The sequence below is a fragment of the Gammaproteobacteria bacterium genome (genome assembly GCA_037388465.1).
GTDB lineage: Bacteria > Pseudomonadota > Gammaproteobacteria > SpSt-1174 > SpSt-1174 > JARRKE01.
In genome coordinates this window covers 1-8,981 of the sequence record JARRKE010000078.1, presented here as the reverse complement: position 1 = coordinate 8,981, position 8,981 = coordinate 1, and the positions used below count along the sequence as shown (strand labels likewise).

Here is an 8,981-nt window from a genome sequence, read left to right as displayed (position 1 = left end):
TTCAGCCTGACTGTGCTCATGCTGAGCGGCGGCCTGCTGCTTCTCGTTGCGTTCGGCGCATGGAGCTGGTCCAACGCGCGCGCGAATCTGGTCACCGACCTGCGCGTCAGCAGCGCCCTGGCCGCCAGCGCGGTGCACAGCCGGTTTACGTCCGTTGCGGCCAACCTCCCGGACATCGCCGACAGGCTCAGCCGGCAGCCGGACAAAGCCGCCCGCTATCAGCTAATGCGCCGCTTCGTCAGGTATCACACCGACGTGCGCGCACTCGGCGTTTTCACGCCCAACGGGCGCCTGATCATGCACACCCGGCGCCCGCTGGATACCGCGCTGCCGGACATCGCCCAACTGCCCGAGTATGCGGCGATCGTGCAGCGGGCACTGCGCAGCCACGACATCTCGATCGGCAAGTCCCTGCCCAGCCTCATGGACAAAGGCCGCGTGATCCCGGTCTTTTATGTACAGCGCGACGCGGCAGGCCGGCCGCAGTTCATGGTCATGGCCACGCTGCAGCTCGCCGACATCGTCCACGACTGGCAGAGCATCGCCCTGCCGCGGGATGCGGCGATCGGCCTGCTCCGCACCGACGGCATTCATATCGCACGGGTACCCGCCCCCGACCCGGAGCGGCTCTACAACATGCCAATGACCGGCATCCTGATGAGGATGCTCGGGCAAAAACCGAACCAGCCGTCCGGCCTGTTCGAGGGTTGGGTACAGAGCGACTTCACCTATCGTCTGGGCTGGTATGTACAGATCGCCGGCTTTCCGCTGGTGGTCTATATCAGCGTGCCGGCCTCGGTGATCTGGAAGGAATGGTGGGATACCAGCGGCCCGCTGCTGATGTTGGGCCTGCTGGCCGTCGCCATCATGGGCAGCCTCTCGCGGCTGCTGTACGACCGCGAACTGCATCATCGTCGCGAACTGGCAAGCCGCGCCCGCCATGACCTGCTCAGCGGACTGCCCAATCGCCTGGCCGCCCAGGAATGGATTGCCGGCCAACTGGACACGCCCCATCAGGAATTCTGCCTGCTGCAGATCGATCTGGATCACGTCCACGAACTCAACAGCGGTCTCGGCCACCATGCCGGCGATGAAGTGTTGCGTCGCACCGCGCAGCGGCTTTCCCAGCTGGCCCAGGAACAAAACGCCTTTCTTGCCCATCTGGGGGCGGATGAATTTCTGTTTTCCCTGCCGGCGAGCACCCTGATCTCCGCCCACGGCATTGCACGCCAGGTACAGGAGCAGATCAACGAACCCATTCTCCTGGATCAACGCAGCGTGCGCGTCACGGCCGGCATCGGCATCGCCTGTTATCCCTATGACGGAGAACAGGACATCGAATTGCTGCGCGCCGTGGACAGCGCCCTGCAGCTGGCAAAGTCGGAGGGTCCGGGCAGCGTTAGTTTTTACGACCCCGTCATTCCGCGCGAAAGCGGGGCGCGCATCAGCTTCCGCGAAGCGATCGAGCGCGCCCTGGCAGAAAACGAATTCGAGCTGCACTTCCAGCCGGTCGTCAACCTCGCCAGCGGCCTGCCCCTTTACGTCGAGGCCCTGATCCGCTGGCGCGACCCCGAACGCGGCCTGGTACAACCGATGGAATTCATTCCGCTGGCCGAGGCCACGGGACGCATACGCGCCATCAGCAACTGGGTACTGCACCGCGCCTGCGCCACCTATGCCCAGTGGGAAACCGCCGGCAAGGCACTGCCGTTGTCCATCAACATCGACGCCGAATACTTTCAAAGCCCCCAGCTCATCATGGATGTCGATCAACTGGTGCGACAGTACTGCATACCGCGCGATGCGCTGCAGTTCGAAATCACCGAAACGGTGTTGATGAAACACACCGAACGCAGCACCGGCACCATCGAGGCCCTGCGCGAACTCGGGGTCTCCATCGCCATCGACGACTTCGGCACGGGGTATTCATCCCTTTCCTACCTGCGCCATCTGCCCGTCCAGGTAATCAAGATCGATCGCAGCTTCATAGCCGGCCTGGACCAGGGCGAACGTGACATCAGCATCGTGCGCTCGGTGACCGCCATGGCCGAGGCCTTCCAGTGCCATACCGTCGCCGAAGGCGTGGAAACGCAGTCCCAGCTGGACACCCTACGCTCGCTGGGCGTGGAAATGGCACAGGGCTTCCTGTTCAGCCACCCCCTCCCGGAACGCGAACTGCATGCCTATCTGCAGACGGCGACAATGCCCCAGATTTGAAGGGTTTTCTCGCCCGCTACAAACGTGTTTTCATTGAGAGCCCTCTCAACTTGCCTTCGCTAACCGCGACGTATCCGGAGTCAGGCTTCAACCCATGCTGCACGTCACTCCTGTCCCCGCCTTTAACGACAACTACATCTGGCTGATCCACGCCCCGAATTCGAACCGGGTCGCCATCGTGGACCCCGGCGACGCGCAACCGGTGTTGCGCACGCTGCGCGAGAACGAGCTCGAGCCCTGCGCCATCCTGATCACCCATCACCACGGGGATCACGTCGGCGGCATCGGCGACCTGCTGTCGCAATACCCCGGCCTGCCGGTTTACGGACCGTCACGCGAGCGCATCCCGCATCTGACCCGGGCCCTGCGGGGAGGCGATTCGATCACGCCGGACGGACTCGGCCTGCGTTTCGACGTCCTCGACGTACCGGGACATACCGGAGGGCACATCGCCTATTACGGGGCAGGGGCGCTGTTCTGCGGCGACACCCTGTTCGCCTGCGGATGCGGCCGCGTATTCGACGGCACTATCGCCCAGCTGCATGCCTCGCTCGGCCGGATTGCCGCACTGCCCGCGGACACGCGAATCTACTGCGCCCACGAATACACCCTGGACAATATCGGTTTCGCCAAATGGGTCGAACCGGAGAATCCGCAACTGCTGACCCGCGAACAGGCCGACTTCGACACCCGCGAACGGGGTGAACCGACCGTCCCTTCCACACTCGAACTGGAACTTGAGACCAACCCTTTTCTGCGCGCCGGCGAACCCACGGTCATTGCCGCCGCGGAACGCTTTGCCGGCCATGCCCTGGCCGATTCGGAGGCCGTCTTTGCGGCCATTCGGCGCTGGAAGGATACGGAGTACGATTGAGCTCACCGCCGGGGTTGGGGTGAACGTTAAAATGCAATAATATAACATTCTGATTCGGTATCCCCCCATCTTCAAGGAGAGACCCTCATGCGCCGACTCCTGTTGCTCCTGGGACTGTGGCTGGCCGCCCCCTTCGCCTCGGCCGCCCCGCTGCAGGTGGTCGTCAGCATCCTCCCGCAGGCCTACTTCGTCCAGCAGATCGCGGGTACCCACGCCCGGGTTAGCGTCATGGTCCGCCCCGGCTTCGAACCGGCCACCTATGACCCCACACCCCGGCAGCTGATCGAACTGTCCAGGGCAAGGCTTTATTTCAGCATCGGGGTGCCCTTTGAACGCGCCTGGCTGCCCCGTTTCCGGTCCGAGCATCCGCAGCTGCGCATCGTCGACACCAGCAAGGGCATCCAGCGCCTGCCGATGGCGGGCGATCACGCGGACGACGCCGACCGCGGCCTCGATCCCCATATCTGGCTCTCGCCGCCCCTGGTGCGCATCCAGGCCATGAACATCCGCGACGCCCTGATCGCAGCCGATCCCGCACACGCGGCGGATTACCGGCACGGTTATGCGCGCCTCGCGGAAACGATCAACCGGGTCGACGACGACATCCTGCACACCCTGGCGGGCGCCGATCTGCGCCACAACCGGTTCATGGTCTTTCATCCCGCCTTCGGCTACTTCGCCAAGGCCTACGGCCTGCAGCAGCTCACCGTCGAGCAGGAAGGCAAGGAACCCAGCCCGCGGCAACTGGCCGCGCTGATCGATACGGCCAAACGCGAACACATCAAGGTGGTGTTCGTGGAGCCGCAATTCTCACGCAAGGCCGCCGGCAGCATCGCCTCCGCCATCGGTGGTAAGGTGGTCGTTATCGACCCCCTCGCGGAAGACTGGCCGGCGGGAATGAAGGCCATCGCGCGCGCCTTGCGTGAAACGCTCAGCCCGGCCGGCGGACAAAGCGACTGACAACCTCGGCGCAGCCGGGAGAATATTCGCATGGCCAGCCCCATCATCCGGATCAAGGACCTCAGCTTCGCCTACAACGGCGACCCCGTGCTCGAGGCCGTCGAACTCAGCGTCGAGATGGGAGACTTTCTGGCGATCGTCGGCCCCAACGGGGGTGGCAAGACCACCCTGCTGCGCCTCATCCTGGGACTGCTCAAACCCCGCACGGGGCGCATCGAAGTCTTCGGGCAGCCGCCGGGACGAACCGCCGAAGAGGTCGGCTACGTGCCCCAGCACAGCAATCTGGCACCCGGCTTCCCGGCACGCGTGGAAGAGGTCGTGCTCATGGGCCTGCCGCACGGCCCGCGCCACGGGCCGCGTTTCTGGCATGACGAGCGGGAACGCGCGGCGCGTGCCATGCAACGCGCCGGGGTGGCCGAACTGGCCGGGCGGCGCCTGGACGAGTTGTCCGGCGGTCAGCGCCAGCGCGTGCTCGTCGCCCGGGCGTTGATCACCGAACCCCGCCTGCTGTTGCTGGACGAACCCCTGGCGAACATCGACCCCTACGGCCGCCAGTGCATCGTCGAGACCCTCACCGGCCTGGGTCGCGAAACCACCATCGTCATGGTCAGCCACGACCTGGGCATCACCGCCAACGCGGTCACCGGCATCGCCGCCGTCAACCGCTTCCTGATCCAGACCCGGGGACAGTCGCTGACCCCCGAGATGCTGAGCCTCATGTACGGGGTGCACGAGGCCGGCTGCCCGATGCACGATCACATGCACGACCTCGCCCACCAGCTCGACAGCCCGCAACCGGGACATCACGACCATGCCTGACATCCTCACCCAGACCTTCATGCAGCACGCCGTACTGGCCGCGCTGCTGGTCAGCCTGGCCTGCGGGGTGATCGGGGTGCTGGTGGTCGTGAACCGTCTGGTGTTTCTGGCGGGCGGCGTCGCCCACTCGGCCTACGGCGGCGTGGGGCTGGCCTTTTACACCGGGCTGCCGGTTCTGCCCACCACGGGACTGTTCACGGGGGGCGCGGCCCTGCTGCTCGGCCTGCTGACCCGGCGGCGGCGCGAACGCAGCGACACCCTTATCGGCGTACTCTGGGCCGGCGGCATGGCGTTCGGCATCATCCTGCTCAACCTCACCCCCGGCTACAACACCGACTTGATGAGCTACCTGTTCGGCAGCATCCTCACCGTCACCACGCGCGACCTGTGGCTCATGCTCGCCGCGGACGTGCTGATCCTGGCGCTCACGCTGTATTACTTCCGCGATATTCTGTCCTTTTCCTTCGATCCCGATTTCGCGCGTTCGCGCGGCATCCCGGTGGACGGGCTGCACCTGATGCTGCTGGTGATGATCGCCGAGGCCGTGGTCATGATGATCCAGGTCGTGGGGCTGATCCTGGTCATTGCCCTGCTCACCATTCCGCCCTATCTCGCGGAACGGCATACGCGCACCCTGCACGGCATGATGGTCGCGGCCGGTCTGTGGAGCGCGCTGTTCTGCCTGCTCGGCCTGTGGGCGGCCTATCTGTTCGACCTCAGTTCCGGTGCCAGCATCATCGCGGTCGCCTGCCTCGGCTTCCTGCTGATCGCCGGGATCATGCAGCTGCGGCGGCGGCTTGCGCGCATCGAACCCTCGGCGCCGGTTCCGGTCAGAACCGATGAGGGCTGAACATGAAACACCGCAAGGACACGACCAACGACACCTCCCCGCGCATGACCCGCGCGGACTTCCTGGTGCTCGCCGGCGGGGTGGCCCTCAACGCCCTGCTGTTCTGGCGCCTGTGGCGCCCGGGCAGACAGGGCAGCAGCATCACCCTCACCACGGGCGACGGCAGGAAGCGCCGGTTTTCGCTCGCCCAGCAGCGCACCCTCAAGGTCGGCGGCCCGCTGGGCGACAGCGTCATCCGCATCGAGTACGGCCGCGCGCGCTTCGTGTCATCCCCCTGCCGCAACAAGGATTGCGTGCACTACGGCTGGATCAGCAACCAGAACGACATGGCTGCCTGCCTGCCGAACAAGGTCCTGATCGCAGTGCAGGGCGGCGACGAGGGCTTCGACGCCATCAACTCCTGAACGGCTGTGCGTATCGGCTACACTCAGCACAGCATGTCCACGGCATGCATGCCGGTCGGCACATAACACCAAAAAAACAAAAGGAAGGAGTCGCGCCATGCAGAAAATCTCCATCGTCGGCGCGGGACGCGTCGGTGAGGCCACCGCCCAGTTCGTGGCCCAGGAAGACCTGTGCCGGGAACTCGTACTGATTGACGTGCGCGAAGGCGCCGCAGAGGGCGGCGCGCTCGACATCCAGGAGACAGCCCCGCTGTTCGGTTTCGACACCCGTGTGAGCGGCACCACCGATCCCGCCGCGATGCAGGATTCCGGCATCGTCATCGTCACCGCCGGCATTCCGCGCAAACCCGGCATGTCGCGTTCCGACGTGCTCGACACCAACGTCAAGATCATCGACACCATCGTCGATCACGTGCTCGACTACGCACCCGAGGCCATCATGCTGTTCGTCTCCAACCCGGTGGACGTGCTCACCTACCGCGCCTGGAAGCGCAGCGGCCTGCCGCGCTCCCATGTCATCGGCCAGGCCGGCGTGCTCGACTCGTCGCGCATGGCCGCCTTCGTCGCGCTGGAAACGGGCCTGTCCGCCAAGGACATCGATGCCATGGTGCTCGGCGGCCACGGCGACGCCATGGTGCCCATGATCCGCTACACCACGATCAACGGCATTCCAGTCGAGCACTTCCTGACGCAGGATGCCATCGAACGCATCATTCACCGCACCCGCAACGGCGGCGCCGAGGTGCTGTCGCTCAAGCAGACCTCCAGTGCCTACGACGCCCCCGCGGCCGCCATCGCCGAAATGGTCGATGCCATCGTTACCGACCGCAAACGCGTACTACCCGCCGTCGCTATCCTGGAAGGGGAATATAATGCGCACGATGTCGCCATGGGCGTGCCCTGCGTGCTGGGGCGCAACGGCCTGCAGCGCATTATCGAACTCGAACTGAACGACGCCGAACGCAAAATGTTTGAAGAATCCCTGGACGGTGTGCGCGACGACCTGGTGCGGCTGTAGTGCCCGGCACGGCGCCCGTCTTTCTGGTCGACTCCAGCATTTACGTCTTCCGGGCCTGGTTTACTCTGCCGGACTCCCTCACCGATCGTCACGGACGGCCGGCGAACGCCGTGTTCGGTTTTACCGACTTCGTCTACCGCCTGATTGACGAACGCCGCCCCTCGCGCATCGGCTTTGCCTTCGATCAAAGCCTGAAGACCTCCTTTCGCAACGAGATATATCCCCCCTACAAGGCCAACCGCGAATCGGCGCCCGAAGAACTCAAGCAGCAGTTCCTGCAATGCCGCCGGTTTCTGCAGGCGGCGGGGATCAGCGAGTTTTCCAGCCCGCATTACGAGGCCGACGACCTGATCGGCACCCTGGCCCGTCAGACCCGCGACGAAGGCGAACGCCTCACCTTCGTCACCGGCGACAAGGATCTCGCCCAGCTGGTCGGCGCCCATGACACCTGGTGGGAATTCGCGCGCGACAAACGTCTGGATTACCGGGGCGTGGAAAAGCAGTTCGGGGTGCGTCCGGAGCAGATCGCCGATCAGCTGGCCATCGCCGGCGACAAGGTGGACAACATTCCCGGCGTGCCGGGCGTGGGCATGGCCACCGCTGCCAAGCTGCTCAAGCGGTTCGGCACCCTGGAGGACATGCTGGCCGACATCCCCGCCATCGAGCACATGAAAATACGCGGCGCCAAGCGCCTGATGAACCTGGTCGATGAGCATCAGGACACGATCCGACTCGCCCGGCAGCTGACGGGCATCGAATGCGCGGCCGACATGCCCGACCACGCCCCGCTGGAGCGCGGCGCGCCCGACGAGGCGGCGCTGAACGACTGGTTCGACGAAATGGGCATATCGCCTGCCCGCCGCGAGCGCTGGCGCCGGCTGCTGGACAGCCCGCGCTGAAACAAAGCCGTTATTGACCTTCCGGGATTTTTCCGCCAGACATTTCGTGAGCACGCTGATCCTGTTCAACAAGCCCTACGGCGTGCTCTCGCAGTTTACCGACGCGGCAGGCCGCCCTACCCTGGGCGACTACATTCCCGTCAAGCATGTCTATGCGGCCGGCCGCCTGGACCGCGACAGCGAAGGCCTGGTGGTGCTGACCGACGACGGCAGGCTGCAGCATCGCATCGCCCACCCGGATGCAAAGATGTCCAAGACCTACTGGGTGCAGGTCGAGGGCATTCCCGACGAAAAGGCGCTGCAGACACTGCGTGACGGTGTGGAACTGAAGGACGGACCGACTCTGCCCGCACGCGCCCACCGCATCGAGGAACCACCATGGCTGTGGCCACGCAATCCGCCGATCCGCGAGCGCAAGGCCATCCCCACCTGCTGGCTCGAACTCACCCTGCGCGAAGGACGCAACCGCCAGGTACGGCGCATGACCGCGGCGGTCGGGCATCCCACCCTGCGGCTGATCCGCTATCGCGTGGGTTCATGGACCCTCGACGGTCTCGAATTGGGACAGTATCGACAGATCGAGCTGACGCGACAGTAAACACCGTCCAATCATCATCACCCTCGGTCTGCACATCAGGCCCGATGCGGTACACTCCGAGCCAGACACGGAAAACACAAGGACCGATGACATGATGAGCGGACTGGGCATGTTGCTAGGCAAAATCGTCGGCGCCGCCATTGGCGCGTTGATCGCCGCGCTGATCGTGCAATTCGCCACACGACTCGTCGCCCGCTTCAAACCGCCTTACGGCATGGCCTATCTGGCCGCCTTTATCGGCTTCATCGTCGCCCTGCTGGCAACCTTCGTCATTCAGCTGGCCACCGGCACCCTGCAGTACGGGCTGACCTGGCCGCTGTTCATCCTGCTGCTCGTGGTCGC

10 protein-coding genes are annotated in these 8,981 nt (G+C 64.8%); all 10 read left to right on the top strand.

The window, feature by feature from the left end:
* Positions 1 to 2,217: EAL domain-containing protein (locus tag P8Y64_12125; protein MEJ2061211.1), on the top strand; the 2,217-nt coding region annotated here is incomplete at its 5' end.
* A 94-nt stretch (positions 2,218 to 2,311) separates the two neighbouring features.
* Positions 2,312 to 3,091, top strand: coding sequence for a hydroxyacylglutathione hydrolase (gene gloB, locus P8Y64_12120; GenBank protein ID MEJ2061210.1), 780 nt, complete (start codon positions 2,312 to 2,314; stop codon positions 3,089 to 3,091).
* An 87-nt stretch (positions 3,092 to 3,178) separates the two neighbouring features.
* Complete coding sequence (locus P8Y64_12115) at positions 3,179 to 4,051, top strand: zinc ABC transporter substrate-binding protein (GenBank protein MEJ2061209.1); 873 nt, start codon at positions 3,179 to 3,181, stop codon at positions 4,049 to 4,051.
* Between the two features lie 30 nt (positions 4,052 to 4,081).
* Complete coding sequence (locus P8Y64_12110) at positions 4,082 to 4,870, top strand: ABC transporter ATP-binding protein (GenBank protein MEJ2061208.1); 789 nt, start codon at positions 4,082 to 4,084, stop codon at positions 4,868 to 4,870.
* Complete coding sequence (locus P8Y64_12105; GenBank protein MEJ2061207.1) at positions 4,863 to 5,720, top strand: metal ABC transporter permease; 858 nt, start codon at positions 4,863 to 4,865, stop codon at positions 5,718 to 5,720. Before P8Y64_12110 ends, P8Y64_12105 begins: the two co-directional genes overlap by 8 nt.
* 2 nt (positions 5,721 to 5,722) lie before the next feature.
* On the top strand, positions 5,723 to 6,124 hold the full coding sequence (locus P8Y64_12100) for a NusG domain II-containing protein (protein ID MEJ2061206.1): 402 nt from the start codon (positions 5,723 to 5,725) through the stop codon (positions 6,122 to 6,124).
* Positions 6,125 to 6,221: 97 nt separating this feature from the next.
* Positions 6,222 to 7,142: a malate dehydrogenase gene (gene mdh / locus P8Y64_12095; protein ID MEJ2061205.1), complete on the top strand. Its 921-nt coding sequence runs from the start codon at positions 6,222 to 6,224 to the stop codon at positions 7,140 to 7,142.
* Positions 7,142 to 8,041 carry a 5'-3' exonuclease H3TH domain-containing protein gene (locus P8Y64_12090; protein MEJ2061204.1) on the top strand — a complete coding sequence of 300 codons (900 nt, stop codon included), beginning with the start codon at positions 7,142 to 7,144 and terminating at the stop codon, positions 8,039 to 8,041. Before mdh ends, P8Y64_12090 begins: the two co-directional genes overlap by 1 nt.
* A gap of 46 nt (positions 8,042 to 8,087) precedes the next feature.
* On the top strand, positions 8,088 to 8,639 hold the full coding sequence (locus P8Y64_12085) for an rRNA large subunit pseudouridine synthase E (protein MEJ2061203.1): 552 nt from the start codon (positions 8,088 to 8,090) through the stop codon (positions 8,637 to 8,639).
* A 91-nt stretch (positions 8,640 to 8,730) separates the two neighbouring features.
* Positions 8,731 to 8,981, top strand: a 251-nt coding sequence (locus tag P8Y64_12080) for a hypothetical protein (GenBank protein ID MEJ2061202.1), incomplete at its 3' end; no start/stop codon positions are given.

Bases quoted from the DNA above. Each gene is read 5' to 3' on its own strand.
- gloB (MEJ2061210.1), top strand. From the start codon at position 2,312: ATGCTGCACGTCACTCCTGTCCCCGCCTTTAACGACAACTACATCTGG.
- P8Y64_12115 (MEJ2061209.1), top strand. From the start codon at position 3,179: ATGCGCCGACTCCTGTTGCTCCTGGGACTGTGGCTGGCCGCCCCCTTC.
- P8Y64_12110 (MEJ2061208.1), top strand. From the start codon at position 4,082: ATGGCCAGCCCCATCATCCGGATCAAGGACCTCAGCTTCGCCTACAAC.
- P8Y64_12105 (MEJ2061207.1), top strand. From the start codon at position 4,863: ATGCCTGACATCCTCACCCAGACCTTCATGCAGCACGCCGTACTGGCC.
- P8Y64_12100 (MEJ2061206.1), top strand. From the start codon at position 5,723: ATGAAACACCGCAAGGACACGACCAACGACACCTCCCCGCGCATGACC.
- mdh (MEJ2061205.1), top strand. From the start codon at position 6,222: ATGCAGAAAATCTCCATCGTCGGCGCGGGACGCGTCGGTGAGGCCACC.